This is a genomic window from Burkholderia sp. B21-005, assembly GCF_020843965.1.
GTDB lineage: Bacteria > Pseudomonadota > Gammaproteobacteria > Burkholderiales > Burkholderiaceae > Burkholderia > Burkholderia ambifaria.
Genome location: NZ_CP086301.1, coordinates 3,260,520 through 3,287,142, shown reverse-complemented (window position 1 = coordinate 3,287,142; position 26,623 = coordinate 3,260,520). Strand labels below are relative to the sequence as shown.

General features: G+C 69.1%; 19 protein-coding genes and 1 pseudogene. 9 read left to right on the top strand and 11 right to left on the bottom strand.

The window, feature by feature from the left end; genetic code table 11:
* Positions 1–190: 190 nt before the first annotated feature.
* Positions 191–1,462, bottom strand: coding sequence for an MFS transporter (locus LMA02_RS15260; RefSeq protein ID WP_228905972.1), 1,272 nt, complete (start codon positions 1,460–1,462; stop codon positions 191–193).
* A 107-nt stretch (positions 1,463–1,569) separates the two neighbouring features.
* On the opposite strand from LMA02_RS15260, the gene LMA02_RS15255 reads away from it, so the two are divergent.
* Both LMA02_RS15255 and LMA02_RS15250 read left to right on the top strand, forming a co-directional pair.
* Positions 1,570–2,616 (top strand): LysR substrate-binding domain-containing protein, encoded by a 1,047-nt coding sequence (locus tag LMA02_RS15255; protein WP_228905962.1) that lies wholly within the window; start codon positions 1,570–1,572, stop codon positions 2,614–2,616.
* 111 nt (positions 2,617–2,727) lie between these two features.
* Entirely contained in the window at positions 2,728–2,937 is a 210-nt protein-coding gene (locus tag LMA02_RS15250) for a hypothetical protein (RefSeq protein WP_228905959.1), read from the top strand.
* A 146-nt stretch (positions 2,938–3,083) separates the two neighbouring features.
* Here the strand turns inward: LMA02_RS15250 and dapA are convergent, their stop codons facing one another.
* Entirely contained in the window at positions 3,084–3,977 is an 894-nt protein-coding gene (gene dapA / locus LMA02_RS15245; protein WP_228905957.1) for a 4-hydroxy-tetrahydrodipicolinate synthase, read from the bottom strand.
* Between the two features lie 452 nt (positions 3,978–4,429).
* Here dapA and LMA02_RS15240 point away from each other — a divergent pair, with 452 nt between their 5' ends.
* Positions 4,430–5,449: a sulfate ABC transporter substrate-binding protein gene (locus tag LMA02_RS15240; RefSeq protein WP_166725563.1), complete on the top strand. Its 1,020-nt coding sequence runs from the start codon at positions 4,430–4,432 to the stop codon at positions 5,447–5,449.
* Between the two features lie 214 nt (positions 5,450–5,663).
* Positions 5,664–6,629, top strand: a complete 966-nt coding sequence (locus LMA02_RS15235; RefSeq protein WP_228905956.1) for an ion channel — start codon at positions 5,664–5,666, stop codon at positions 6,627–6,629.
* A gap of 74 nt (positions 6,630–6,703) precedes the next feature.
* Here LMA02_RS15235 and LMA02_RS15230 read toward each other — a convergent pair whose 3' ends face one another.
* The gene (locus tag LMA02_RS15230) at positions 6,704–7,318 is read right to left on the bottom strand and encodes a glutathione S-transferase family protein (protein ID WP_228905953.1); all 615 of its coding nucleotides are present in this window, start codon (positions 7,316–7,318) and stop codon (positions 6,704–6,706) included.
* Positions 7,319–7,767: 449 nt separating this feature from the next.
* On the opposite strand from LMA02_RS15230, the gene LMA02_RS15225 reads away from it, so the two are divergent.
* Positions 7,768–8,325: a sugar O-acetyltransferase gene (locus LMA02_RS15225; RefSeq protein ID WP_228905951.1), complete on the top strand. Its 558-nt coding sequence runs from the start codon at positions 7,768–7,770 to the stop codon at positions 8,323–8,325.
* Between the two features lie 519 nt (positions 8,326–8,844).
* Here LMA02_RS15225 and LMA02_RS15220 read toward each other — a convergent pair.
* Positions 8,845–9,156: a hypothetical protein gene (locus LMA02_RS15220; RefSeq protein ID WP_228905949.1), complete on the bottom strand. Its 312-nt coding sequence runs from the start codon at positions 9,154–9,156 to the stop codon at positions 8,845–8,847.
* Between the two features lie 498 nt (positions 9,157–9,654).
* On the opposite strand from LMA02_RS15220, the pseudogene LMA02_RS35550 reads away from it, so the two are divergent.
* Positions 9,655–9,762, top strand: a pseudogene (locus LMA02_RS35550) (cellulose synthase subunit BcsC-related outer membrane protein); the annotation flags it as partial.
* Between the two features lie 697 nt (positions 9,763–10,459).
* Positions 10,460–14,032, top strand: coding sequence for an indolepyruvate ferredoxin oxidoreductase family protein (locus LMA02_RS15210; protein WP_228905944.1), 3,573 nt, complete (start codon positions 10,460–10,462; stop codon positions 14,030–14,032).
* A 226-nt stretch (positions 14,033–14,258) separates the two neighbouring features.
* On the opposite strand, the gene LMA02_RS15205 is transcribed toward LMA02_RS15210, so the two are convergent.
* Both LMA02_RS15205 and LMA02_RS15200 read right to left on the bottom strand, forming a co-directional pair.
* Positions 14,259–15,677 (bottom strand): glycoside hydrolase family 1 protein, encoded by a 1,419-nt coding sequence (locus LMA02_RS15205; protein ID WP_228905942.1) that lies wholly within the window; start codon positions 15,675–15,677, stop codon positions 14,259–14,261.
* 333 nt (positions 15,678–16,010) lie between these two features.
* Entirely contained in the window at positions 16,011–17,678 is a 1,668-nt protein-coding gene (locus LMA02_RS15200) for a Na+/H+ antiporter (protein WP_228905941.1), read from the bottom strand.
* Positions 17,679–17,969: 291 nt separating this feature from the next.
* On the opposite strand from LMA02_RS15200, the gene LMA02_RS15195 reads away from it, so the two are divergent.
* Both LMA02_RS15195 and LMA02_RS15190 read left to right on the top strand, forming a co-directional pair.
* Positions 17,970–19,256, top strand: coding sequence for an EAL domain-containing protein (locus LMA02_RS15195; RefSeq protein ID WP_228905938.1), 1,287 nt, complete (start codon positions 17,970–17,972; stop codon positions 19,254–19,256).
* Between the two features lie 87 nt (positions 19,257–19,343).
* Positions 19,344–20,069: a copper homeostasis protein CutC gene (locus LMA02_RS15190; RefSeq protein WP_228905936.1), complete on the top strand. Its 726-nt coding sequence runs from the start codon at positions 19,344–19,346 to the stop codon at positions 20,067–20,069.
* A gap of 100 nt (positions 20,070–20,169) precedes the next feature.
* Here the strand turns inward: LMA02_RS15190 and bioB are convergent, their stop codons facing one another.
* From bioB to LMA02_RS15165, 5 genes are all read right to left on the bottom strand, one after another.
* Positions 20,170–21,189 carry a biotin synthase BioB gene (gene bioB / locus LMA02_RS15185; RefSeq protein WP_228905934.1) on the bottom strand — a complete coding sequence of 340 codons (1,020 nt, stop codon included), beginning with the start codon at positions 21,187–21,189 and terminating at the stop codon, positions 20,170–20,172.
* Between the two features lie 55 nt (positions 21,190–21,244).
* The gene (gene bioD, locus LMA02_RS15180) at positions 21,245–21,964 is read right to left on the bottom strand and encodes a dethiobiotin synthase (protein ID WP_228905931.1); all 720 of its coding nucleotides are present in this window, start codon (positions 21,962–21,964) and stop codon (positions 21,245–21,247) included.
* Entirely contained in the window at positions 21,961–23,298 is a 1,338-nt protein-coding gene (gene bioF / locus LMA02_RS15175; RefSeq protein ID WP_228905929.1) for an 8-amino-7-oxononanoate synthase, read from the bottom strand. The genes bioD and bioF overlap by 4 nt, the downstream gene beginning before the upstream one ends.
* Positions 23,295–24,641 carry an adenosylmethionine--8-amino-7-oxononanoate transaminase gene (gene bioA, locus LMA02_RS15170; protein WP_228905928.1) on the bottom strand — a complete coding sequence of 449 codons (1,347 nt, stop codon included), beginning with the start codon at positions 24,639–24,641 and terminating at the stop codon, positions 23,295–23,297. Before bioA ends, bioF begins: the two co-directional genes overlap by 4 nt.
* Positions 24,642–25,365: 724 nt before the next feature.
* Positions 25,366–26,622: a dienelactone hydrolase family protein gene (locus LMA02_RS15165; RefSeq protein ID WP_228905926.1), complete on the bottom strand. Its 1,257-nt coding sequence runs from the start codon at positions 26,620–26,622 to the stop codon at positions 25,366–25,368.
* Position 26,623: the final 1 nt, after the last annotated feature.

Sequence of the window (26,623 nt, the reverse complement as noted above, 5' to 3'; positions counted from 1 at the left end):
AGGCTTTCGTGAAGCTGACCGGATGCTTTCGCGAAGCATCGCATGCTCGCAGGGCGGGATTTTCCAGCGGATGCGGAGGCCGCATGTATTTACATGCGACGCGCGTGCGATGTGACGACGGAAGTGGCTGGTCGGCTGGGTGCACGTTCTGAAGGCCCCCGTGCGGGTTCGGCAAACCGGCGCCGGCCCGCTAGCGCGCAAACAGCGGGTACGTCGCGCCTGCGATCAGCGCGGCGGCGAGCCAGACCACGCTCCACGAACTGACGGCGAGCAGCGGCGGAATCGCGAGCGGCGTGGCGAACAGCCCGAGATAGACGATCGTGTTCGCCATCCCGAGCGCGGTGCCCGCGTGGTTCGCGCCCGCGAGCGTCGCGAGTTCGGTGTACGCGACGCCGTGCCACGCCGATACGCAGATGCCGGCGAACACGAGAATCGAGACGATCGCGGCGAGCGGCACGTGCGGGCTGCCGGCGGTGGCCGCCGCGAGCAGTGCGAACGATCCGGCCGCGACACACACCGACCCGCGCAGATACGCGCGCCGGTTGCCGTGCCGGTCGGTATGACGACCGCTCCAGACCCGCATCACCATGGCGCCGAGCTGCAGCGCGACCATCGCCGCGCTGATGCCGGCGAGGCCGAGCTTGCCGAAATCGTGCAGGAACACGGTCGCGAACGTGAGCACGGCGAACTGCGGCGCACACAGCGCGCCGATGCCGAGCACGATGCGCCACACGCGACCGCTCGCGAGCGGGCTGCGCGCGGCCGCGGCCGGCGGTTGCTGCGCGGCAGGGCGGTGCGCGACGGGTCCGTGCACGGCGGCCGGCGCGTCGGGCGGTTCGTGCAGCCAGCGCCACGTCAGCGCGGCCGATCCGGCACACAGCAGCATCAGCGCGCCGTACACCGCGGCGAAGCCGGCATGCGATGCGAGCGACGGCAGCAGCGCCGCGCCGACGCCACCGCCGAGCGGCACGGCCGTCTGGCGGATGCTCATCGCGAGCCCGCGTTCGCGTTCGCCGAACCAGCGCATCACCGCGCGTCCGCTCGAGCCGTTCACGCTGCCGCCGAGCAGGCCGACGCAGCCCATCGCCGCGACGACGCGCATGAGCGGCGGCACCGCGTGCGCGCTCGGGACGATCGTGATCACCATCAGCGCCAGCATCGCGGCCGTCGCGACGAGGCCGGTGAGCAACACGCGGCGGTCGCCGAAACGGTCGGCGGCGATCCCCCACGGCAGCTCCGACAGCGCGACGCCGAAGCCGAGCGCGCCGAGCACGAGGCCGAGTGCGCCGTTGTCGAGGTGGTAGGCCGAGCGCATCCACACGGCGGTGGTCGGAATGCCGGCCGCGGCGGCGGAAAAGCTCATGTTCGCGGCGACGCCGGCCGCGAGCACGCGCCAGCGATGGGCCGGGCCGCGCGCGTCGTGCGCGGGCGAGGACGGGGAAGCGAGGCAGGAGGTATCCATGGCGACAAAGCCCGTTCGGAAATTGACATCGCCAGTGTGGCGACCTACATTCATCCTGAAAATCGGAAAGTTTTTGATGAATCGTTCGATAAAACGGGATGATTGAGATGTCCGGACAAGACAATGCCCATGGCGCGGCGCCGCTCGCGCTACCCGACGCCGCGCTGGCCCGGCCGAACTTCGACATCGCGGCGTTGCGCAGCCTGGTGGCGGGCGTGGATCTCGGCAGCTTCGCGAAGGCTGCCGATCGCGTCGCGCGTTCGTCGTCGGCGGTGAGCGCGCAGATCCGCAAGCTCGAGGAGCAGGCCGGCACGCCGCTGTTCGTGAAGGCCGGGCGCGGGCTCGCGCTGACTGACGCCGGCGACGCGATGCTGCGCTATGCGCGGCGGATGATCGAACTGAACGACGAAGCGGCCGCGGCCGTGCGCGGCGTGAATCTCGACGGCTGGGTGCGGGTCGGCCTGCAGGAGGATTTCGGCGAAGCGATCCTGCCCGACGTGCTCGGGCGTTTCGCGCGTGCGCATCCGAAGGTGAGGATCGAGGCGCGCGTCGCGCGCAACGCCGAGCTGCTCGAGCGGCTCGACGCGAACCAGCTCGATCTCGCGCTGGTGTGGGGCGACCCGGCGTCGGCGACGCTCGTGTCGCGCGCGGGCATCGACAGCGACGCGATCGCGCAGGTGCCGATGCAGTGGATCGCGGCGGTCGGCGCGGCGGGCTTCGGCATGCCGGACGGCGGCGGCCCGGCGGATGCGGGCGACGACGGCGACGCGAGTCTTCGTGTGATGCGCGCGTCGGGCGAGCCGCTGCCGCTCGTCGTGTTCGACCGGCCGTGCCGCTTCTTCGGCGCGGCGACCGACGCGCTCGATCGCGCGGGCGTGCCGTGGCGCGTCGCGTTCACGACGCCGAGCCTGGCCGGGCTGTGGGCCGCGGCGGCAGCCGGCCTCGGGCTGACGGTGCGCTCGCACTATGGGCTGCCCGCGTCGGTGCGCGTGCTCGACGCGACGTCGTTCGGGCTGCCCGAACTGCCGAGCCTGCCGCTGATGCTGCTGCGGCGTACGTCGTCGGCGACGCCGACCGTCGAGCGGCTCGCGCGGATCGTCACGCAGGCGGTGCGGGACGCGACGCAGGCAGAGGTTGGGGCGCTGGCGGCTTGACGCAACATTCCGGAGCGCCGGCTCGGCATGCGTCGGCGCGCCTCTGCCGATCGGCTGAATGGAGCGATCAGGTGAACGGGACTACAGTGGACACCTGAAACGGAGGTCATCATGCAAGACGCGAACCTGCCCAACGGCATTGCAATCGGCCCATCGCAGCAGGGCGACGTAGCGAGCCCGGCCGACGGGACTCACGTCGATCCAGTCGGGTCGGCGAAGTTGCCCATTCGCTTCGGCGTTCTACAAGGTCAGGCGTGGATCGCGGATGATTTCGACGCACCGTTGTCGGCGTATCTGCTGGACGCGTTCGAGGGACGCTGATGCGCTTGCTGCTCGATACGCACATCTTCGATCGTGACCAACGACCCGAAGCTTGACGCGCGGGCGCGCAAGCTGAACTGATCTCGGGTGCGGATGAGCGCTTCGTCAGCAGCGCCCATCGTCCGAGCCGCGCGTCGCGTCGCGGCCTATGCGGCGGCACTGTCCGGCGCGATTGACCCGAGCGTGGCGAGAATGGCGGCCAGCCTGTCCCGCAACCCGTCGCTCGCCGGCACGAACGGCAGCCGCAACCCGTCCTCGCACCACCCCTGCGCGGCCAGCACCGCCTTCACCGGGGCCGGATTCGGCTCCGCGAACAGCGCCGCGACCAGCGGCTGCAGCGCGACCGACAGCTCGCGCGCGTCGGCGAGCCGGCCGTCGCGCAGCAGCGCATGGATGCGCACGTGCCACTCGGGCAGCACATGCGCGCTGCTCGCGATCGCGCCATGCGCGCCGGCGCACAGCGCGGCGAAGTTCTGGTTGTCGTCGCCGGAAAGGATCGCGAGCGGCGTGTCGTGCACGAGCCGGCTCATCCGCTCCAGCGTGCCGCCGCATTCCTTGATGCCCGCGACGCGCGGGTCGCGCGCGAGCGCCTGCAACGTCTCCAGTTCGACGTTCACGCCGGTGCGGTACGGGATGTTGTAGACGAGGACCGGCAGGTCGGCCGCGTCGACGATCGCTTCAACGTGGCGGCGGATGCCGTCCTGCGTCGGCCGAACGTAGACGGGCGGCGTGACGAGCAGCCCGTCGGGCCGTAGCGCGGCGAGTTCGCGTGCGCGCGCGGCCGCGAAGTGCGTCGCGCTCGCGGTGAGCCCGACGACGACCGGCAGGTCGGGCACCGCATCGCGCAGCGTCGCGAACACGGCGTCCTGTTCGCGCGCGTCGAGCAGCACGCCTTCACCGGTCGTCGCGCCCGCGACGAAACCCGCGATACCCGCCGCCGCATAGTGGCGCGCGAGTCGCGCGAGCGCGCCGTGGTCGACCTCGCCGTCGTGGAACGGCGTGATGAGCGGCAGCCAGATACCTTCGAAACGTGTGTGCATGCAAAGCCTCATGGTGGAAACGGAGTGGGAAGGAACCGTTCCGCCGGCGAGGTGCCGGAGCGAGGCGTGCGAGCAAGGAAAAAGAAACGACCTGCGGGCATCCCGTCCGGCATTCGCCTGACGGGACGCGACGTCCCCGTCAGTCGAGGAGTCGTTTTTTCAGTTTCAGCCCGGCCGCGCGCGCACCTGCCGCGAAGGCGGCAAGGATCGACGACGAGCGCAGGGCAGCGGACATGGATGAACCGTGAAAAGGGCTGAACGGCGATCTTAACATCGGAGCCGGCGCGCACGCGAGCGTGCGTGCGCCGGTTAGCAGAATTCGAGATTTGCTTTGCACGACAGATTGGAAGGCGTGCGACGCCCGGCCGCTAGAATGCCCGCTTACGTTTCGATGACAGCGCGCACGCGTGCCGTCACGCACCTTCAACACCACTGGAACGGGGCATATCACGATGGCAAGCATCAAGGGGATCGGTCGCTGGCTGCACACGGGCACCGCGGCGGCGCTGGTCGTGGCGGCAACGGCCGCGCACGCGGACACGTCGATCCTGAACGTGTCGTACGACGTGACGCGCGAGCTGTACAAGGACATCAACACGAGCTTCGCCGCCGCGTACAAGCAGCAGACCGGCGAAACCGTGACGATCAAGCAGTCGCACGGCGCGTCGAGCGCGCAGGCGCTGTCGGTACTGCAGGGGCTGCAGGCCGATGTCGTGACGATGAACCAGCCGAACGACATCGACCTGCTCGCCGAGCGGGGCCAGTTGCTGCCGAAGGACTGGCGCGCGCGCTTCCCGGACAGCAGCTCGCCGTACTCGACGACGATGGTGTTCCTCGTGCGCAAGGGCAACCCGAAGGCGATCAGGGACTGGAGCGATCTCGCGAAGCCGGGCGTGCAGGTGATCATCGCGAACCCGAAGACGTCGGGCAACGGCCGCTACGCGTATCTCGCCGCATGGGGCTATCAGAAGCAGAAGGGCGCGACCGACCAGCAGGCGCTCGACTTCGAGAAGGCGATCTTCCGCAACGTGCCGGTGCTGGACTCGGGCGGCCGCGGCGCGACGACGACCTTCACGCAGCGCGGCATCGGCGACGTGCTCGTCACGTTCGAGAACGAAGTCGCGCTGATGGACACGGGCGCGTCGGGGGCGGAATTCGATCCCGTGTACCCGTCGGCGAGCATCCTGGCGGAGCCGCCCGTCGCCGTCGTCGACAAGGTCGCCGACAAGAAGGGCACGCGCAAGATCGCGCAGGCGTATCTCGACTACCTGTACACGCCGCAGGCGCAGGAGATCATCGCGCAGCACCACCTGCGCCCGCGCGACGCGAACGTGCTGAAGAAGCACGCGGCCGAGTTCAAGCCGCTGAAGACGTTCAGCGTCGAGCAGGTTTTCGGCAGCTGGGCGAACGCGCAGAAAACCCACTTCGCCGACGGCGGCACGTTCGATCGCGTGATCGTCGACCGCAAGTAGGCGGCACGCCGCACGCCGCGCGCGTGCCGGCAGGATGACCGAGCAGCCGGCCGCCGATGCGGCCGGTTTTTTTTCGCGCCGGCGCGCGCAAGGCCACTGCGCATCGCTCGCGCCGCACCCGCCAGGCCGCCGCGCATCGCCCCGCATCGCTGCGCATTCCCGGCCGCCGCCCCCCGTGCTACGCTCATCGCCTCCTTGCTTCCGGCCTTGCGCGATGAACGTCGATTCGTCCTCCCCAGCTTCCCGCGGCCGTGGCCGCAAGCTCTGGTCGGGCACCCGCCCCGTGATCGCGTACGGGATGCCGCCGCTTGGCTGGCGCGACCTCTATCACCGTGCGCTGACGGTGAGCTGGCCCGTATTCTTCCTGTCGCTCGCGATACTGTTCCTGCTGCTCAACGGCGGCTTCGCGGCGCTCTACCTGCTCGGCGACGCGGCGATCGCGAACCAGTCGCCGGCCGGCTTCGGCGGCGCGTTCTTCTTCAGCGTCGAGACGCTCGCGACGGTCGGCTACGGCGACATGCATCCGCAGACCGTCTACGCGCACGTGGTCTCGACCTTCGAAATCTTCATCGGGATGTCGGGCATCGCGATGGCGACCGGGCTCGTGTTCGCGCGGTTTTCGCGGCCGCAGGCGAAGATCCTGTTCGCGCGGCTGGCGATCGTGCGCCCGCTGAACGGGCGGATGACGCTGATGGTGCGTGCCGCGAATGCGCGCCAGAACGTGATCGCCGAAGCGCAGGCGAAGCTGCGGCTGATGCGCGTCGAGGGTACGCACGAGGGTTATACGCTGCGCAAGATCCACGACCTGCCGCTCGTGCGCAGCGAGCATCCGATCTTCCTGCTCGGCTGGAACCTGATGCACGTGATCGACGAAACGAGCCCGCTGTTCGGCGAGACGGCCGAATCGCTCGCCGCGCGCGACGCGTCGCTGCTGATCACGATCGAGGGCTCCGACGAGACGACCGCGCAGGTCATGCAGGCGCGCTACTCATGGACGCATGCGGACATCTGCTGGCGTCACCGCTATGTCGACCTGATGCATGACGAAGACGGCATCACGCATATCGACTACACGCATTTTCACGAGGTCGTGCCGGTCGACGCCGATAGCGACGAACGCGGTTCGCCGGGCGTGATCGAGGACGGCTCGGCGGCGCAGGCGTCCGGGCCCGCTGCATGACGTTGCCGACCGGCGCGAACGGGCGCCGGCGCTCGGATGCAACCGCCGCAACCGACTGCCGCGCCGCGCACGCGTCACGGATGCAGCAGACGCGACGCTTCGCGCTGTTCGACCGCCACCGCGCGGCGATGGCCGTCGCGGTCCTCGGCGCGCGTGACGTAGTCGCCGAGCACGCCTTCGTGCGGCAGCAGGTGCGCGTCGAACGCGATCTTCAGCGTGCTGGCGAGCAGCAGGTCGGCCGCGGTGAAGCGGTCGCCGACGAGCCAGCGGCTGTGGGCGAGCGTTTGCGCGAGCGCACGCTGCACCCGCGTGATGTTGCCCCAGCCGAACGCGACCGGATTGCTCGACGCGCCGGTGAATTTCTCGGCCATCGCCGGTTCGAGGCAGGTGGGCGTGAAGAACATCCACTGCAGGAAGCGGCCGCGCAGCGGATCGTCGGGCGCGATGCCGAGTCCGGCGCCCGGGCAGCGATCGGCGAGATAGAGCAGCACCGCGCCCGATTCGGCGAACGGCTCGCTGCCGTCGTCGAGCGCGGGGAGCTTGGCCATCGGATTGACCTGGACGAACGCGTCGCTGCCCTGTTCGTGCGAACGCAGGTCGATCGGCACGAGCTCGTAGACGGCGCCGATTTCCTCCAGCATCCACAGCGCCCGGAATGCCCGGGTTTTGGGCCAGTAGTAGAGCTTCATCGCGCCTCCGCGTTGGGGTGTGCATGTCGATTCGGTGGATGCTCAAGCGTACCCGAGCGGGAGAGGTTCGGACAGGGGCGGGCGGCGCGAGCGGCGGATCGTGGCACGGTGTTGAGCGGCCGTTCGCGCGTGTTCGAACGGTTGGGAATGGGCGGAGAATCTCCCGCAGAGCCCCGTTCGGCGGTAGTTCATGATTTAACTAGTCATGAATTAACTAGTTATGAATTAACGAAGGAGTGCGCGGCTGAAACGAGCGCGACTACAGTGTCCGGCCGACCTTGCGGCAGCGTCGGCGCGCGGGCCGCATGAGCTTGGACGAGGGTCGTCGACGGACCGCGAAATGCAGGAAACCCAGTCATCTCGCGCGGGTCGCCCGAATCATCGAATTCAAGACCAGGGAATCGCATGCGCCGCATGCCGGTTCGATCGCACACGGAGAACAGCAACGAATGGCGAACGACGATCGCACCACGATCATTCCCCGGCGCACGCCGGAATCGGCCGCGATGCGGGCCGAGCTCGCGCGAACGATGGCAATCATCGCCCGGCTCAACCGTCTGACGTTCGACGATGCGCACGAAGTCCGCACCTTGTTCGGAGAACTGATCGGCAAGTCGATGGATGACGGCTTCCTGCTGATCCCGCCGTTCTACGCGACGGGCGGTGCCGACACACGGATCGGCCGCAACGTGTTCGTCAACCAGAACTGCACGTTCTATGACCTCGGCGGCCTCGATATCGGCGACGACGTGATGATCGGGCCGAACGTCAGCCTCATCACGTCGGGCCATCCGGTCGAGCCGTCCCGCCGGCGCGACTTCGTCGTCGCGCGGCCGATCGTGATCGGGAACAACGTGTGGATCGGCGCGGGCGCGACGATCATCGGCGGCGTGACGATCGGCGAGAACTCGGTGGTCGGCGCGGGTTCCGTCGTGACGCGCGACGTTCCGCCGGATACGCTGGTCGGTGGAAATCCGGCGCGGATCATCCGTTCGATTGCCGAGTGACGGTGCCTGCGGGCCTCTCTCGGCGGCGTGAATGTGGATAACCGGGCCTTCGGCCCACTCGAAACGCTGTGGATGCGAACGGTGAGTGTATGGCCGGAGGCAGAATCGACGGGGCTTTCCGGCATTCGACACCGGTCGCGGGCAGGTGCATGAGCCGACGTTGCCGATGCGCTGGCCGCGCATTCCTGCGCGGCGTCGGTTGTGGATATCCCGGCTCCAAATCACTCGGCACGCTGTGATTTTCATCGGTGAGCATGACCGCATGCGGCCGGATGCGCGATGCAGGGTGTGGACAACTACGGCCCCAACGACGAAAAATGCTGTGCTTTCGAAGGGTGAGCGTCGGCGGCCGATTGCGCGTGAGGCTTGCCTGGTGCGGACTTCCGGGAGTCGCGCGGGTGTCGCGCGAGAATTCGGGGCGCCGCGCATTCTAACGGCACGCGCGGATCGGCGATAGATCCGGACCCATATCACGGTGTGGATATCTCGCAGCCGAATTCACTCGAAGCGCTGTGGATTTCAATGGTGAGCGTCGGCGGCCGATCGCGCCGCGTGCCCGTTTCCGATCTTCGACACGGCTTCGAGGGTCGCGCATTCTAACCGCACTCGCGATCGCGCGTTCCATTCGAGTCCGTGCGCCGGTGTGGATAGCCGGTCGCCGAAGCCAGTCGACGTGCTGTGTATTTCAGCGGTGAGGGTCGTGTGCATGCGGCTCGGCCGCGTCTGCGCGAATCCGGATGCGCGGGCCGCCGAGCGGTTGCGGGCGCGGCTGTTCGCGCCGAAGCGGCGGCTTCGGGTGACAGGATGGCCACGCTCACCGTTGGATTTCACAGCGTCTCGACTGGTCTTGGGTTGGGCTGTCCACATCCGAATCAGCGCCCTCGTTCGATCGTCGTGTCGTCGCTCACTGCTGGAATTCATAGTGTTCGGAGTCGTCGCGGGTCAAGGGATTCGCGCCCGAACCGGCGTGCTCGTTTGATTGTCTGCCGTCACTCACCGTCGAAATTCACAGTGTTCGGAGTCGTCGCGGGTCAAGGGATTCGCGCCCGAACCGGCGTGCTCGTTTGATTGTCTGCCGTCACTCACCGTCGAAATTCACAGCGTTTAGGGTCGTCGCGGAGCGGGCTGTTCACACCGTATTGGCGCCCTTGTTCGAGCGCGTGCGGTCACTCACCATCGAAATTCACAGTGTTTGGAGTCGTCGCGGTGAGAGCTGTCCACGCCCGAATCGGCACCGTTGTTCGAGCGCGTGCCGGTGCTCACCGTCGAAATTCACAGGGTTTGGCGTGTCCGCGGGCGCCGATATCCACACTCCTACCGGCGTCTCTGCGCGTCGATCTCGGCACGTCGCCGCTTGGTTTCCCGGTGCATTACCTGGTCGGCGGCGTGCGCTACCGCTTCGACGCGGGCCCGGCGAGCTTCACCGTGAACGCGTCGTTCGACTGCGCAGCGGCGCGCGCCGAGGCCGGACGGAGATGTGGATATCCTGCCGCCGAATCGACTCGCGACCCTGTGCATCCGGAAGGTGAGGGCGAACGTCGCAGCGGCGAAGCAGGGATGCGGCGGTGTGGATATCTCCTGCCGGCATCGACTCGTCGCGCTGTGGATTTCAACGGTGAGCGTCGGAATCCGCTTGAGCGGCGGACCGATTGAGGTGTGGACATCCGGCCCCCGACGCGACTCGAAACCCTGTGCGATTGAACGGTGAGCGCGATCACCAACTCGGCCGGCAGCCCCCCGCATTGTGGACATCCCGCGCCCGCAACCACTCCGAACGCTGTGAAATCGATGGGTGAGCACGCCCTCGTTCCCCCGCCCAAACCCTTGTCGCACGGGCCGCGAGCGCCCGCCGCCGCGCCCGCGGCCTGCGTCCCGCTCATCCCTCGGCCATTTCGAGGCAAGCGCCCACCCATCCCGACCGCCCCCCAACCGCCGCCCACTACCCCGCGCGAAAACTCTCTCAATTCCCGCCCGAAACCTGCGCAGTTTTTCTCACTTCGGCACCGGCCGAGCAAGATGAGAAAAAAATTTCTCGGCTCCCCGCGAAAAAATAGAGCCATCCAGCCACCTCCGGCCGGCGTCGCCCGACGCCCCGGTGCGCGGCCCAGAACAGCACAATCAGGAGACATCCCCCATGACCGCCCGCCTGCCCGTCGACGGCCCGCCCGCTCTATCCGACTATCGTCTGACCGACAACCTGACCGCCACGCGCGGCCGGATCTTCCTGACCGGCACGCAGGCGCTGGTCCGCCTGTTGTTGATGCAGCGCGCATCCGACGCCGCGCAGGGGCTCAACACGGCCGGCTTCGTCAGCGGCTACCGCGGCTCGCCGCTCGGGATGGTCGACCAGCAGCTGTGGAAGGCGCAGAAACTGCTCGACGGCAGCGGCGTGCGCTTTCTGCCCGCGATCAACGAGGAACTCGGCGGCACCGCGGTGCTCGGCACGCAGCGCGTCGAGGCCGACCCGGAGCGCACCGTCGATGGCGTGTACGCGATGTGGTACGGCAAGGGCCCCGGCGTCGACCGCGCCGGCGACGCGCTCAAGCACGGCAACGCATATGGTTCGTCGCCGCACGGCGGCGTGCTGGTGGTGGCGGGCGACGACCATGGCTGCGTGTCGTCGTCGATGCCGCACCAGAGCGACTTCGCGATGATCGCGTGGCACATGCCGGTCGTGAACCCGTCGAACATCGCCGACATGCTCGAGTTCGGCCTGTACGGCTGGGCGCTGTCGCGCTATTCGGGCGCATGGGTCGGCTTCAAGGCGATCTCGGAAACCGTCGAGTCCGGCTCGACCGTCGATCTCGACGCGCTGCAGACGCAATGGCCGGCACCAGCGGGCTTCACGCCGCCGGCGGGCGGTCTGCACAACCGCTGGCCCGACCTGCCGAGCCTCACGATCGAGGCGCGCCTCGCCGCGAAGCTCGACGCGGTGCGCCACTTCGCGCGCACCAACAGCATCGACAAGTGGATCGCCCCGAGCGCGCAGGCGAACGTCGGCATCGTCACCTGCGGCAAGGCGCACCTCGACCTGATGGAAGCGCTGCGCCGTCTCGACCTGACGGTGGCCGACCTCGACGCGGCCGGCGTGCGGATCTACAAGGTCGGCCTGTCGTATCCGCTCGAGATGACGCGCATCGAGACCTTCGTCGACGGGCTCGCCGAAGTGCTGGTGATCGAGGAGAAGGGCCCCGTCATCGAGCAGCAGATCAAGGACTACCTGTACAACCGCGCGGACGGCGCCCGCCCGCGCGTGCTCGGCAAGCATGATGCGCAGGGCGCCTGCCTGTTGTCCGAATTGGGCGAGCTGCGGCCGTCCCGGATCCTGCCGGTGTTCGCCGAATGGCTCGCGCGCCACAAGCCGGCGCTCGATCGCCGCGAACGCGTCGTCGATCTCGTCGCGCCGCGGATCCTGTCGAACGAAGCGGACGCGGTGAAGCGCACGCCGTACTTCTGCTCGGGCTGCCCGCACAACACGTCGACGAAGGTGCCGGAAGGCTCGATCGCGCAGGCCGGCATCGGCTGCCACTTCATGGCGTCGTGGATGGAGCGCGACACGACGGGCCTGATCCAGATGGGCGGCGAGGGCGTCGACTGGGCCGCGCACGCGATGTTCACCAACACGAAGCACGTGTTCCAGAACCTCGGCGACGGCACCTACTTCCACTCGGGCATTCTCGCGATCCGCCAGGCGGTCGCCGCGAAGGCGAACATCACGTACAAGATCCTCTACAACGACGCGGTCGCGATGACGGGCGGCCAGCCGGTCGACGGCAGCATTTCGGTGCCGCAGATCGCGCGTCAGGTCGAGGCGGAAGGCGTGTCGCGCTTCGTCGTGGTGTCCGATGAGCCGGAGAAGTACGACGGCCATCACGGGCAGTTCCCGGCCGGCACGACGTTCCATCACCGCAGCGAGCTCGACACGGTGCAGCGCGAGCTGCGCGAGACGCCGGGCGTCACCGTGCTGATCTACGACCAGACCTGCGCGGCGGAGAAGCGTCGCCGCCGCAAGAAGGGCGAGTTCCCCGACCCGGACAAGCGCCTGTTCATCAACGACGCGGTGTGCGAAGGCTGCGGCGACTGCGGCGTGCAGTCGAACTGCCTGTCGGTCGAGCCGCTCGAGACGCCGCTCGGCCGCAAGCGCCGCATCGACCAGTCGTCGTGCAACAAGGACTACTCGTGCGTGAACGGCTTCTGCCCGAGCTTCGTGACGGTCGAAGGCGCGGCGCTGAAGAAGGCCGCGGGCGCGGCATTCGATGAAGCGGCGCTCGCCGCGCGCGTCGACGCGCTGCCGGTGCCGGCGACGCATCTCGACGCGGCGCCGTTCGACATGCTCGTGACGGGCGTCGGCGGCACGGGCGTCGTGACGGTCGGCGCGCTGATCAGCATGGCCGCGCACCTCGAGGGCAAGAGCGCGTCGGTGCTCGACTTCATGGGCTTCGCGCAGAAGGGCGGCTCGGTGCTGTCGTTCGTGCGGATCGCGTCGAGCGACAAATGGCTGAACCAGGTGCGCATCGACACGCAGCAGGCCGACGTGCTGCTCGCGTGCGACATGGTCGTCGGCGCGAGTGCCGAGGCATTGCAGACGGTGCGCCACGAGCGGTCGCGGATCGTCGTCAACACGCACCGGATTCCGAACGCGTCGTTCGTGCAGGATCCCGACGCGAACCTGCACGCGGACGCGCTGCTCGAGAAGATGCATCACGCGGCCGGCGACGGCTACCTGTCGAGCTGCGACGCGCAGGCGCTCGCCGCGAAGTTCCTCGGCGACTCGATCGGCGCGAACATCCTGATGCTCGGCTACGCATGGCAACTCGGCCTCGTGCCGGTGTCGCTCGCCGCGATGATGCGCGCGATCGAACTGAACAACGTCGCGGTGCCGATGAACAAGCTCGCGTTCTCGATCGGCCGGATGGCGGCCGGCGACGCGGCGGGCCTCGACGCATTGTGGAACGCGCGTCACACGGTGGCCGCGCAGGCCGCGCCGGAGACGCTCGCCGAACTGATCGCCGATCGTGAAGCACGCCTCGACGCATACGGTGGCGCGCGTTACGTCGAGCGCTACCGCGCACTGGTGAACGCGGCGCGCGCGAAGGGCGACGACGCACTGACGCGTGCGGTCGCGACGACGTTCTACCGGCTGCTCGCTGTGAAGGACGAATACGAGGTCGCGCGGCTGTATGCGGACGGCGCGTTCCGCACGGCGCTCGAGGCGCAGTTCGAAGGCGTGCCGGGGCAGGCCTATCGCGTGAAGTTCAACCTGGCGCCGCCGACGGTCGCGAAGGCGGGACGCGACGGCAGCGCGCCGAAGAAGCGCGTGTTCGGCCAGTGGATGTGGCCGGTGTTCGGCATGCTGGCGCGCGTGCGCAGCCTGCGCGGCACGTGGCTCGATCCGTTCGGCCGCACGGCCGAGCGCAGGATGGAGCGCGCGCTCGCGGACGACTACGAGACGACGCTCACGCGCGCGCTCGCCGCGCTGACGGCCGGTAATGCGGCGCAGGTCGCTCAGCTGGCCGACTTGCACGCCCGCGTGCGCGGCTTCGGCCACGTGAAGGTGCGCAACCTGGCCGGCGTGAAGCGCGCGGAGCGCGAGCTCGCGCTGCAGCTCGGCATCGACGCGGCGACGAGCGCGGCCGTGCAGCACGCGCTCGACGAGATGAAGGGTGCGGGGATGCTGAAGGGCATTCCGGTCGTCGTCGCGAAGTAACGCGAACGCGCGGCGCGGCGATTCGCTGCGGGGACCGGGGGCGACGCGCCCGCGCGCCTGAAGGGCATTCCGGTCGTCGTCGCGAAGTAACGCGAACGCGCGGCGCGGCGATTCACTGCGGGGACCGGGGAACGACGCGCCCGCGCGACGGCCGGCGGGGCGCCGCGGGCAGGCGGGCGCGTGGGTTCGCAGGCCGCCCGCCTGCCGGCCTGCGCGCTTGCGCCGCCTACGCGACGCGATTGCCGGCGATGCAGCGCGAGTAGTACGCGAGGCTGCGTTTCGGCACGCGTTGCTGCGTTGCCGGGTCGACGTGGATCAGCCCGAATTTCTTCGCGAAGCCGCTGGACCACTCCCAACTATCCATTCCGGCCCAGTAGAACAGCCCGCCGAGGCGCACACCCTGCCGATACGCGTCGTGCGCGGCGTTCAGATAGCTCGCGAGGTAGTCGATACGCGGGCCGTCGTCGACGAAGCCGCCGCTCGGCGCGGGCTCGGCGATCGCGAACCCGGTCTCGGTGACGAGGATGCGCGGCGCGCCGTAGTCGCGGTGGACGCGCAGCAGCATCTCGGACATCCCGTACGGCTCGACCGGGTATCCCAGCGTCTGGATTTCGTTCGCCGGGCTGGCGGCCAGCGTGAAGCCCGCGCCGTTGGCGCCGGCCTTCACGTAGAAGCAGTTGTAATACTGCACGCCGAGAAAATCCGGGTTTGCCGCGATCGTCGTCATGTCGCCCGGCTGCACGAGCGGCGCCAGCGCCGCCTGCAGCTCGGCCGGATAGCCCTTGCCGTACAGCGGGTCGAGAAACGCGCGATGCCAGATCGCGTCGAACTGCGCGGCGGCGGCCTGATCGGCGGCCGCATTCGTGGCCGCATGCACGGGCCGCCCGCTGATCGTGGTGCCGATCTGCGCCGCGCCCCGCACGTTCGAACGCACGGCCTGGAACATCAGCCCCTGCGCGAGGTTCTGATGGTGGATCGCGGCGAACATCGCCCCCATGGACTGCGCGCGCGGCGGCGACGCGCCGTACGCGTAGCCGGACAGCGCGACGCCGTTGGGTTCGTTCAGCATCATCCAGTGCTTGACCCGGTCGCCGAGCCGGCGCGACACCTGCTCCGCGTAGTCGGCCAGCCGGTACGCGATGTCGCGGTCGCGAAAATCGCCGGCCCACACCGGAATGTCCCAGTGAAACAGCGTCAGGTAGGGCGTGAGGTGCTGCTCCAGCATCGCGTCGACCATGCGGTCGTAGGTGGCGAGGCCCGCTTCGCTCGCCGCGCCGGGGCCGTCCGGCTGCACGCGCGGCCACGCGGTCGAGAACCGGAACGCCTGGACGCCCGCGTTCGCGAGCAGCGAGAGGTCGCCCGGGTAGCGTTTCTCGAATTCGATGCAGCGCGCATTCGTCGAGCCGTCGGTGATCGTGCCGGGCTGGTCGGCGAACACGTCCCAGTTGCTGCGCCCGCGGCCGTCGCGGCTTTCGATTTGCGGCGCCGCGGTGGCGACGCCCCACACGAAGTCGTCGGCGAAGCGGGCGGAGGCGTCGGAGTCGATCGAATCGCCGCCGCAGGCGGACAGCATGCCGCTGCCGAGCATGGCGGTGCCTTGCGCCAGAAATCGTCGGCGGCTCTGAAGCGAGATGGGTTTGATCATGGGCTTACTCGTTTTTCGGCGAATGGCATCCGCGTTTTTGATTAGGATTGCGATTAAAGAGGCATGAGGCGCGGCGAAGCGCGCGCGCGCCGGATCAATGCGTCCGGCCCTCGACGTTCGCTGAAGACACATGGGATGAGCGGGCCTGAGGGAATCGTCCGGCCCGGCATGCATGCGGGCGCCGGTATCGTGACGGCCCGCAACAAATAATAAGGACGTCCCGTTTAATTTTTTTGAATATGCCGCCGGTCGAATCCCGGCTTCTAGAGGGAGGCGTCTAGTCCGACGTTGGATGCGACGGGCGTCGCAGCAGGCCGCTGCGCGGCCCCATCGTCAGACGATGCCTTTCTTGCGTGTCGACAGCGCCGTTTCCGACAGGTCGATCTCGCGAATCAGCTTCGTCAGTGTCTCGTCGGAAATCTTGCTTTCGCCGCGCAGCCGGTACAGCACCGAGCGTTCCGCGCGCACCGCCGCGATCCGCATCTGCAGTTCCATCGTCTCGGTCTGCTTCGCTTCCGCGCGCGGCGTCGGGCCGTCCTCGGCGAGTGCGGCGAGGCGGCGGCGGTACTGGTCCATCACGCGCGCGGAGATGTCCGCGCAGCGGGCGGCGCCCGATTCGTCGAGATCGGCCGAGATCGCGTCGTGCGACGAGTCGATCGCGCGAATCGCGGCCTGCGCGGCGGCCGCGCGCGCGGTGCGTTCCTCGTCGGCGAGCGGGTTGCGCGTCGAGCGCACGCCGCGCAGCAGCAGCGGCAGCCCGATTACCGCGACGATCAGCGAACCGAGTATCACCGCCGACGCGACGAAGATCGCGGTGTCCCGCCCCGGCAGCGGTGCGCCGTTGGACAGCGCGACGGGGATCGACAGCACGCCCGCGAGCGTGACCGCGCCGCGCACGCCGCCGACCGTCATCACCGCGATCGTGCGGATGCCGGCCATCGTGCCCGTGAGGCCATGGCGCGCGGCGCGGCGGCTCGCGATCCAGCGCAGCAGCCAGACCCACAGGAAGCGGATCGCATACAGCGCGAGCATCATCGCGCACACGTTGAAGATCATCCGGCCGACGAGCGCGTCGCTCGTGTGGTGCGCGTCGACGAGCGCGCGGCCGATGATGTGCGGCAACTGCAGCCCGAGCATGATGAACACCATGCCGTTGAACACGAACTCGATCATCGCCCACGTGCTTTCGGCACGCACGCGCGACGCGACGGTGCTTTTGCGGGAGAAGCTGGTGTAGTTCATCATCATCCCGGCCGACACGGCCGCGAGCACGCCCGACAGGTCGAGGTGCTCGGCGAACAGATAGGCGGCGAACGGCACGAGCAGCGTCATCACGATGCCGGGGGCCGGGTCACCTTCCTGCTCGGCGTTCAGCAAGCGCGTCGACAGCGCGCTGAACAGCCACGCGACGATCGCGCCCGTCGCCAGGCCGCCGGCGGCGACGATCACGAACGTGATCGACGCCTCGCGCAGCGAGAACACGCCCGTGAGCGCGGCCGCGACTGCGAACTTCAGCGCGACGAGGCCCGATGCGTCGTTCATCAGCGCCTCGCCTTCGAGGATGTGCATCAGTTGCGGCGGAATCCGGCCACGGCCGGCGATGCCCGACAGCGCGACCGCGTCGGTGGGCGACAGCACGGCCGCGAGCGCGAACGCGATCGGCAGCGGCAACTCGGGTATCAGCCAGTGCGCGAAGTAGCCGACTGCGAGTACGGTCATGAACACGAGCCCGAACGCGAGCATCAGGATCGCGCGGCGCTGCAGGTACAGCTCGCGTTTCGGAATCCGCCAGCCGTCCGCGAACAGCAGCGGCGGAATGAACAGCAGCATGAAGATTTCGGGATCGAACGTGACGTGCAGATTGAGTTTCGGCCACGCGAGCATCGCGCCGAACGCGATCTGCATCAGCGGCAGCGGAAGCCGCAACGGCAGCACGCGCGTGGCCGCGCCGGACAGCGCGACGGTGAGCAGCAGAATCAGGACTGTAAAGACGATTTCCATCGATACGGCAATTGTGGAGAATGAAACGATCGGACGGAGTGTAGCGTGACGGCGTGACGGGTGCGTTCGAGTGCGCCGGTGCGCATGCACGCAAACGGTGCATCCGGCCTGCGCCACGCTGGTGCGGCGGCGCCGCACGCAGGCGTGGCGCGCGTGTTCAGGGCTTGCACGAAGCTTGCTTGATGCTTGCGTACCGTCCGGCACCGGCCGGACAACCGAGGATTCGACCATGACATTGCGCGCGCCATTTCGAACCACCGCCGCGTTCGGCTGCATCGCCAGGAGGAAGCCATGACGATCGTGCAGCAGGAGCGCCCGGCCACCGCGTCGCCGTATCGTTTCGAGCGGGAGATGAGCTCTGGCCTCGAACGCCTGGCGACGCGGCATCGCGACCTGACGCTCACGACCGTGTTTCAGCCGATCTTCAGCCTGTCGCACCAGCGTGCGGTGGGCTACGAGGCGCTGTTGCGTGCGCATGACGTGCTCGACCGCGCGGTGTCGCCGCTCGACGTGTTCGGCGAGGCCGCGCGCCAGGGCGAGCTGCTGCAGCTCGACCGGCTCGCGCAGGCGCTGCACCTCGAGAACTTCGCGCTGCTCGGCGCCGAGCGCGAGTGGCTGTTCCTCAACGTGCATCCGGGCGTGCTCACCGATCCGTTCCAGGCCGCCGCGCTGCTCGCGAACCTGAAGCGGATCGGCATGCCGCCGCGCCGCGTCGTGCTCGAAGTGCTCGAACAGCGCGCGGAAGACGTCGAGCGGCTCGCCGACGCCGTGCGCGAGTTCCGCGCGCAGGGCTTCCTGATCGCGCTCGACGATTTCGGCGCCGGCCACTCGAACCTCGAGCGGATCTGGCAGCTGAACCCGGACATCGTGAAGCTCGACCGGATCATGCTGTCCCACGCGGCGCACCGCACGGGGCTCACCGCGATCCTGCACGGGCTCGTCACGCTGCTGCACGAGGCCGGCAAGCTGGTGCTCGTCGAAGGGATCGAGACCGAGCACGACGCGCAGATCGCGCTGTCGTGCGAGGCCGATTTCGTGCAGGGCTATTACTTCGGCCGCCCGGCGCCCGGGCTGCCCGACAGCGCGGCGGCGACCGGCTGCATCGGCGAGCTGACCGAGCGCTTTCGTGAGCAAACCGAAGCGCGCGAGCGGCGTGACGCGCAGCGGCTCGCGCCGTACCTGCGCGCGTTCGAGCGCGCGGCCGAGCGGGTGGCGGCCGGCGAGCCGCTCGACGAGGTGTGCTGGAACTTCCTCGCGCTCGACGCCGCCGCGCGCTGCTTCCTGCTCGACGCGCGGGGCCGCCAGGCGGGCCGCAACGTCGTGCTGCGCGCGGACCGCGCGCTCGCCGAGGCGCGCTTCTCGCCGCTGTCGGATGCGCAGGGTGCGAACTGGCTGCGCCGGCCGTACTTCCGCACGGCGATCGCCGAGCCCGGACGCGTGCAGGTGACGCGTCCGTACCTGTCGATCAACGAGGCGCAGCCGTGCGTGACGCTGTCGGTGGCCGTGCGCATCGGCGACGCGCAGCACGTGCTGTGCGGCGATATCGACTGGGTCGACGAGGAGATCGGCGGCGCATAGCGCGGGCGGCGTGCAGGCGCCGCGCTGGCGCGGTTCACGCCGCTCGGCTAGGATGCGCGAATTGTCCTGACGATTCGCGAGCCGCCGATGAACCGTACCGCCCGTTCCTCCGTCCTCCTCGAAGTGATCGCCACGACCGTCGGCGACGCGAAGGCTGCCGCCCGCGCGGGGGCCGACCGCCTCGAACTCGTGACCGCGATCACCGAAGGCGGGCTCACGCCGAGCGTCGGCCTGATCGAGGCCGTCGTGGCCGCGGTGCCGATTCCGGTCAACGTGATCGTGCGCCCGCACAGCCGCTCGTTCGTCTATGACGCCGACGATCTGCGCGTGATCGAACGCGACGTGCGCGCGGCCGTCGCGGCGGGCGCGAACGGCGTCGTGTTCGGCGCGCTCGATGCGCGCGGCGACATCGATCTCGACGCGCTCGCCCGCATCGCGGCCGCCGCGGACGGGCGCGACCTGACGTTCCATCGCGCGTTCGACGTGTCGCGCGACCTGAACGCCGCATTCGATGCGCTGCTGCGCGTGCCGGCCGTCACGTCGGTGCTGACGTCGGGCGGCCATCCGTCGGTGCTCGACGCCGTCGCGACGATCACGCGGATGGTGCGGCAGGCGGCCGGCTCGACCTGCACGGTGCTGGCCGGCTCGGGGCTCACGGTCGATGCGGTCGGCGATTTCGTCCGCGCGACCGGCGTGCGCGCGGTGCATTTCGGCTCGGGCGTGCGGGTGCGCGGCGAGGTGCTGGCGCCCGTCGACGCCCAGCAGGTCGAGCGCGTGCGCGCGGCGCTCGACGGCGCGGCGGCGCACGTGTGACGCGCACGCTTCGCGATGCGCAGGGCGACCGGCGCAGACGATCGGGTGAAAAAAAGCCGGGGCATGCCCCGGCTTTTTCGTTGGTACGTGGTGCTGCCGCTTACGCGTTCGCCTGCATCGCGTCCGCGTCGCTCGCGCGGATGCCGAGGCGCTCGAACAGCGCACGATCCTTCTGCGACTGCGGGTTGCTCGTCGTCAGCAGCTGGTCGCCGTAGAACATCGAGTTCGCGCCGGCGAGGAAGCACATCGCCTGCAGCCCGTCGTCGAGCTGCTCGCGGCCGGCCGACAGGCGCACGACGGCCTTCGGCATCGTGATCCGCGCAACCGCGATCGTGCGCACGAATTCGAACGGGTCGAGCGGTGCGGTACCTTCGAGCGGCGTGCCTTCGATCGCGACGAGGTTGTTGATCGGCACCGAATCCGGATACGGATTCAGGTTCGCGAGCTGCGAGATCAGGCCCGCGCGTTCGCGGCGCGATTCGCCCATCCCGATGATGCCGCCGCAGCACACGTTGATGCCCGCATCGCGCACGCGGTCGAGCGTGTCGAGGCGATCCTGGTAGGTGCGCGTCGAGATCACCTGGCCGTAGAACTCCGGCGACGTGTCGAGGTTGTGGTTGTAGTAGTCGAGGCCCGCGTTCGCGAGTTCCTGCGCCTGCTCGTCTTCCAGCATGCCGAGCGTCATGCAGGTTTCGAGGCCGAGTTCCTTCACGCCACGCACCATCTCGGTCAGCGCCGGCATGTGGCGCTCCTTCGGGTTGCGCCACGCGGCGCCCATGCAGAAGCGGCTCGCGCCGTTCGCCTTCGCCGCGCGCGCGGCGTCGAGCACCGTGTCGACGTCCATCAGCTTCTCGGCCTTCAGGCCCGTGTCGTGGTGCGACGATTGCGAGCAGTAGCCGCAATCTTCCTCGCAGCCGCCCGTCTTGATCGACAGCAGCGTCGACAGCTGCACCGCGTTCGCGTCGAAGTGTTCGCGATGCACCTGCTGCGCGCGGAAGATCAGGTCGTTGAACGGCAGCTCGAACAGCGCGACGACGTCGGCGACGCGCCAGCGCTGCGAGGCCGGAGCGGCCACGGGAATCGCGTCGGGTTGCACGGTGGCGGTCTGGGCTTGGGTCATATCGTTTTCCTGTCCTGGACGGGGATGAGGGATCGGGGGATCTGTTTCTGTTGGGTCAATGCTGCGCGGCGCGCAGCGTCTCGACGAGCGCGGCGATGTCGAGCATCGCCGCGGCGGATTCGGCGGCGGCCGGGCTCATGTGCGGAATGCGACCGATCAGCGGCGCGCCGTGCTCGCGGGCGAGCCAGTCGCGCATCGTCGCGACGTTCTCGTCGGGGAACGACATCGCCGGGTCGACGTGGTTCGCCACCCAGCCGCCGATGCGCAGGCCGCGCGCGGCGATCGCGTCGGCGGTGAGCAGCGCATGGCTGATGCAGCCGAGCCGCACGCCGACGACGAGCACGACGGGCACGCCGAGCGCGACCGCGAGATCGGCCATGTCCTGCGTGTCGTTCAGCGGCACGCGAAAGCCGCCGGCGCCTTCGACGACGACGATATCCGCGCGCGTCAGCGCTTCGCGATGGCACGCGACGATCGTGTCGATGTCGAGCGTCACGCCTTCTTGTGCCGCGACGATATGCGGCGCGGCGGGTGCCTTCAGCAGGAACGGCGTGCGCAGTTCGGGCGGCAGCACGACGTTCGCGGCTGCGTCGAGCTGGTCAGCGTCCTCGTTGCGCCACACGCCGTCGCGTTCATACGCGCCCGCCGCGACGGGCTTCAGCGCGGCTGCACGCAGGCCATGCCGCGCGAAGCCGTGCAGCATCGCAGCCGAGACGAAGGTCTTGCCGATTTCGGTGTCGGTGCCGGTGACGAACAGCGAGAGCGGGGCGGTCATGCCGCAGTCTCCCGCCGGGCCGCCCCAAGGGAGGCTGCAGCCCCCTCGGGGGGCAGCGAACGCAGTGAGCGTGGGGGCTGTTCTGCCTCCCGCCGGGTCTGCCCCTCGCTGGCTTCGATCAAGGCTGCTTCGAGCCGTGCGAGATCGTCGAACGAATGCGCTGCCGACAGTGATACGCGCAGCCGCGACGTGCCGACGGGCACCGTCGGCGGCCGGATCGCGGGCACCCACAGGCCGTGCGCGTCGAGCGAGCGCATCGCCGCGAGCGTCGCGTCGTTGCTGCCGATCACGAGCGGCTGCACGGTCGTGTGCGAGTCGACCGGCTGCCAGCGCGTCATGTGCAGCAGCGCGCGCGTGCGCTCGATCAGCGCGGCGAGGTGCGCGCGTCGCGCGTCGCCTTCGTCGCCGGCGATTACCTTCAGGCTCGCCGATACCGCATGCGCGACGGCCGGTGGCGCGGCCGTCGTGAAGATGTAGCTGCGCGCACGCTGGATCATCCATTCGATCACGGTCTCGTGCGCGATCACGAACGCGCCCGCGACGCCGGCTGCCTTGCCGAGCGTGCCGACGTAGATCAGGTTCGGCGAGCGCAGCGCGGCGGCCGCGAGCGCGCCGCGGCCCTGGGGCCCCAGCACGCCGAAGCCGTGCGCGTCGTCGACGACGAGCCACGCGCCGTGGCGTTCGGCCAGCGCGACGAGTTCGGCGAGCGGCGCGATGTCGCCATCCATGCTGAACACGGTGTCGCTGACGATCAGTTTCGTGTCGGCGTCGGACGCGTCGAGCAGCGCGGCGAGCGCGGCCGTGTCCGCATGCGGATAGACCTGTACGTTCGCGCGCGACAGCCGCATGCCGTCGATCAGCGACGCATGATTAAGCGCATCGGAGAAGATCGTCGCGCCCTTGCCGGTGAGCGCCGTCATCGCGGCGAGGTTCGCCATGTAGCCGGTGCTGAAGTACAGCGCGCGCGGCGCGTCGGAGAAGCCGCCCGAGAAGGCCGCGAGTTCCTCTTCGAGCGTTGCGTGCGCACGCGAATGGCCGCCGAGCAGATGCGAGCCGCCGCTGCCGGAGCCATAGCGCCGCGCGCCTTCGGCGAACGCGGCGACGAGCGCCGGATGCGCGGCGAGGCCGAGATAGTCGTTACTCGCGAAGCCGACGATGTCGCGGCCGTCGACGCGCATGTGCGCGTCGCACGCGGTGTCGGCGGTGCGGCGCACGCGGCGCAACCCTTGTGCGTCGAGCTCGGCGAGGCCGCGTTGCAGCGTATCGAGCAGGTTCGTTGCTGCCGCCCCCTCGGGGGGCAGCGAACGAAGGGAGCCTGGGGCCGTTTGTGTCATTGCATGATCTCCGCGAGCGTCGCATCCAGCGTGTCGCGCGTGCGTTGCGCGAGCCACGCGATGTCGTCGTCGCTCATCACATACGGCGGCATCAGGTACACGGTCGTGCCGATCGGACGCAGCAGCAGTTCGCGTTCGAGCGCGCGCTCGAAGAAGCGCCGCGAGAAGCCGCGTGCCGCGTCGCCGTCGAGCGCGACGTCGAATGCGAACAGCGTGCCGCGCTCGCGCAGGTGACGCACCTGCGGATGCGCGTCGAGCGGCGCGAGCGCGGCGCGCATCGCGGCCGACTTGCGCGCGTTGCCGGCGAGCACGTCGTCGCGCGCGAACAGGTCGAGCGTCGCGACCGCCGCGCGGCACGCGAGCGGGTTGCCGGTGTACGAATGCGAATGCAGGAAGCCGCGCGTCGTGTCGTCGTCGTAGAAGGCCGCGAACACGTCGTCGCGCGTGAGCACGAGCGATAGCGGCAGGTAGCCGCCGCTGATGCCTTTCGACAGGCACAGGAAATCGGGCCAGACGCCGGCCTGTTCGCACGCGAAGAAGGTGCCGGTGCGGCCGCAGCCGACCGCGATCTCGTCGGCGATCAGGTGCACGCCGAACTCGTCGCACAGCGCGCGCAGCCCGCGCACGTACGACGGATCATGCATCGCCATGCCGGCCGCGCATTGCACGAGCGGCTCGACGATCAGCGCGGCGATCCGGTCCGCGCGTTCGGCGAACAGGCGCCGCACGTCGTCGAGCGCGCGGCCCGCAACGTCGGCGGCCGTTTCGCCCGGCTGCGCGCCGCGTGCGTCGGGCGACGCGACCACGTGCGCGTTGCGGATCAGCGGGTCGTACGCATCCTTGAACAGCGCCACGTCGGTCACGCCGAGCGCGCCGATGGTCTCGCCGTGATAGCTGTTCGCGACGCACACGAATTCGCGCTTGTCCGCGCGGCCGCGGTTGCGCCACGCGTGGAAGCTCATCTTCAGCGCGATCTCGACCGCCGACGCGCCGTCCGACGCGAAGAACGCATGGCCGAGCGTGCGCGCGGTGAGCACATGCAGCCGCTCGGCGAGCTCGATCGCCGGCTCGTGCGTGCAGCCGGCGAGCATCGCGTGCTCGAGCGTGTCGAGCTGGTCCTTCAGCGCCGCGTTGATGTCCGGGTTCGCATGGCCGAACAGATTCACCCACCACGAGCTGATCGCATCGAAGTAGCGGCGGCGGTCGCGGTCGTACAGCCACACGCCGGCGCCGCGCGCGACGGGAATGAGCGGCAGGCGCTCGTGGTGCTTCATCTGGGTGCAGGGATGCCAGACCGCGCGCAGGCTGCGCGCGACCCAGTCGTCAGTGGCTGGCGTACTCAAGGCGACTCCGGGGGGTAAAACGGCGGCGGGCATCGAACGGATGCCGCGCGGCGACAGACGGAAAACGCGCTGAGATTAGCGTGTTCCGCCGCGCGTTGCACTACCGGTTACAAACGCCGCAAAGCCTTGCCGGGCGGGAGTTCGGCGCAGATCCGGGGTGCTCGGAACGGTACGCGCCAGATATCCCGAAATGCGCGCAGATGACGACGTTCGAGTGAGACCCCCCGACAGAAAAAAATCGTTGGGCGGACCGGCTCGCGAGGACCAAAAATCGGGGCGGGAAGGAAAAAGGGCGCGAGGTGCGACGCAATGCATGTGGTGGCGGGCGAATGGATGAGGAATCGGGCGCAGGGGATCGGGAAAGGCGCCGGGAAACGGCTTCACGGATATCGTGGGCGGGCGCGCTTCGGCGGCTCACATGATCCGGCGAACGGGCATGCGAACCCCGCTGCGGGCCACGCGAGCGTTCAGTACAGGGAGAGGAGCGAGAAGGAGACGATGCCGAAAGCGCCGGATCCCGGGCGTCGCGATATGCGAACGCCGCTGCGGGCCACGCGAGCGTTCAGTACAGGGAGAGGAGCGAAGGGGACGATGCCGAAAGCACCGGATCGCGGGCGTCGCGATATGCGAACGCCGCTGTGGGCCGCGCGAGCGTTCAGTACAGGGAGAGCAGAGAAGGGAACGATGCCGAAAGCGCCAAATCCCGGCCGTCGCGATTCGCGCGTCAGCGCGACGCCAGCGCGTGCGTATCGGCGTCGCCGTTGTCGGCCGTCTGCGTCGCGCCGTTCCACACGACGCGGTCGTTGACCGCATACAGCCGGCATGCGCCCGCACCTTGCTTCGTGCAGTTGTCGAGCGCGAGTGCCATCGGGTCGTCGCCGCCTTCGGCCCATGACCACGCGCCTTCGGCGGACACCGCGAACGCGCGGCTCGGATGCTGGCTCAGGAAGCGGCGATAGCCTTCGCGGCCGGCCGCGTCGAGGAACGGCACTGCCTCGACCGCGTCGATCGACGCGTAGCCGGTCGCATTCGGTTCGTGCGGGTTCGCGACCGCATAGCGCACCGAGGTCGGCAGGTTCAGGTCCGCGAGGAACGCATGCACGGCCGGCCACCACACGGGCACGCCGTCGCGGTCGACGATCAGCCGGTGCGCGTCGTCCTTGTAGCGGCCGAAATCGATGAATTGCGCCTGCGTGCCGTGCGAAACGTATGCGTCGTGCATCTGCGCGACGAGCGCGGGCGTCCACACCGAATCGTTGTCGCCGTACAGCCACAGCGAGCGCACGGCCGTATGCGCGCCGTACTGGTCGAATGCTTCGACGAGATTGCGCTGCCAGCCGTCGCAGAGGTCCTGGCGCAGCCCGCCGGAGAAGTTGACGATGCCGCGCACGCCGGGCGCCGCTTCGGTGCCGTACGCGACCGAAGCGAGGCCGCCATGCGACGTGCCGGCGACGACGATGCGCGACGCATCGACGTACGACTGACGCGACATGTAGCGGACCGTCGCGGCGACGTCGGCGGCCTGCGCGAGGCCGTTCTTGCCGACGTTGCAGCCTTCCTGCTGGTACGTGCCGCCCGACCCGGCGAAGCCTTGTCGGTTCGGCGCGATCACCGCATAGCCGCGGCGCACGAATTCACGGGCGAACGCGAGCGGCCGGCTGCGCGGCTGCAGATGGAGATCGCCGGTGTTCTTGCCGTGGTTGAAGACGACGAGCGGGAAGGGGCCGGGGCCGTCCGGCTTGAACAGCGTGGCCTCGAGCATCACGGTGCCCGACGCATCGGCCGGAATGCTGATGACTTGTTCGTTGAGGTTCGCGGCGACTTGCGGGAGGCGTGAATCGCCGTAATCGAAGCGCTCGGCATGGGCGAGCGAGCCGCCGGCCGCGGCCGCGCCGGCATTTGCGTTCGGCAGCGCACCGGCCTGAGCGGCCGACAGCGCACAGGCCGCCATCCATCCCACCAATACTTTGCTGAACGCCATT